We start from the raw sequence: 1721 nt of genomic DNA, 5'->3' as shown, positions 1-1721 counted from the left end.
GGGCGGGCGAGAGGACGCGCAGATGCGCGCGATCGGCGCAGCCCTCGAGGGGGCCGACGCTCGTCGGCGCTCTCAGGAGTCGCAGCGTACGACGCCTCGGTCCGGGTGATCGCTCACCCGAACCGAGGCGCCGTCGGCATGGTTCAGGCGATGTGGAAGTCGCTCACGTTGACGTTCACGGCCTCGACGTCGATGTCGAAGTAGTCCTCGACCGCCTCGATCACCTGGGTGCGGATCGCGACGGCGTTGGCCTTCGCCGGAGTGCCGTAGGCGATCACGTAGGACACGGTGATGTTGGCGACGCCGTCGACGATGTCGACCACGGTGCCCTCGTCGTCGATGGCGTGTACGCCCTCGACCTTGGCCGCGATGTGGTGGACCAGGCGCTCGACGAGGCCCTCGCTCACCGTCGACTTGCCGCGCTCCTCACGAGCGACGCGCAGCACACCGGTCAGGGTCGAGTCGGCGGTCGGCTCCGGCTCGGCGACCGGCTCCGGCGCGAAGCCCGGTGCGGGCGCCTCGGACACGACCTCGTCGGCGGGTACGTCGGCGGCCTCCTCGGCGGATACGTCGGCGGGTACGTCGGCGGCCTCCTCGGCGGATACGTCGGCGGCCTCCTCGGTGGTCTCCTCGGTCGGCGCGTCGTCGACGATCACCTCGGTGTCGGCGGTGTCGGCGGTGTCAGCGGTGTCAGCCTCGGCCTCGGCCTCGGCCTCGACCTCGGTCGGGACGTCCTCGACGGCGTCGGTCGGCTCGGTGGCCGACTCGACCTCCTCCTCGACCTCCTCGACCTCCTCGGCCTCGACCGGGGCCTCCTCGACGGCAGCCTCGACGGCCTCGGTGGCCTCCTCCGCCTCGACCTCGACCGGCTCCGTCACGTCGGCGGCCTCGGCGTCGGTCGCGGCCTCGGTCACCTCACCGGACTCGGACGCGACGACAACGTCCTCCGGCTCGGCCGGGGTGTCCTCCTCCTCGAGCACGGCTTCCTCGGCGACCGGCCCACCCTCGACGGCGGCAGGCTCGTCCGCGACCTCGACAGCGGTCTCCTCGGTCTCGACCGGGACCTCCGCGACGGCGACTTCGTCGGACACCTCCGCGTCGGTCTCGGCGGACTCGACGGCGTCAGCCGGGACGAAGGTGTCCTCGGCGTCGACCTCGACCTCGGTCGCCTCTCCGGCCTCGGCAACCTCGTCGGTCGCACCCTCGACGGCCTCGTCGGTCGCACCCTCGACGACCCGCTCGGTGGATCCTTCGGCCACGCCGTCAGCGGCCGCGGCGACGACGGCGTCCTCGGCCGCCGTCTCGTCGACCACGTCGGTGGTCTCGGTGGCGGGGGCTTCGGCGTCGACGCCCTCGAGCGGCGCCTCGTACGTGCCCTCGGTCTCGACGACCTCGGTCGGGATCTCGTCGGTGGCTTCGACGCCCTCGGTCGCGGCGGTGGCCTCGGTCTCGACGACCTCGCCCACGACGTCGCTGCCGACCTCGACGTCCTCGGCGGCGAGCTCGGCCACCTCGGCGGCCGGAGCCTCCACGGTGTCGGTGACGACGTGTTCAGGGTCGGAGAGCGGGTCCACCACGGGAGCCTCGGCGACCGGCTCGACAACCGGCTCGACAACCGGCTCGACAACCGGCTCGGCGACGGCCGCGGCGGCAGGCTCGGCAGCCGACGCCGCGGCGGGCTCAACCGCAGGCTCATCGGCCGGCTCAACGGCCGGCTCGAC

1 protein-coding gene is annotated in these 1721 nt (G+C 73.2%); it reads right to left on the bottom strand.

Features of this window, described 5'->3' with window-relative positions; translation table 11 throughout:
- Window positions 1–143: 143 nt before the first annotated feature.
- A complete protein-coding gene (locus ACFVJS_RS27860) occupies window positions 144–1574 on the bottom strand; it encodes a hypothetical protein (protein ID WP_378886784.1) in 1431 nt (476 codons plus the stop codon).
- Between the last annotated feature and the right edge of the window lie 147 nt (window positions 1575–1721).

The organism is Nocardioides sp. NPDC057772 (genome assembly GCF_042798075.1).
In the GTDB taxonomy this organism is placed as follows: domain Bacteria; phylum Actinomycetota; class Actinomycetes; order Propionibacteriales; family Nocardioidaceae; genus Nocardioides.
This window is presented reverse-complemented; position numbering and strand designations above follow the sequence as displayed.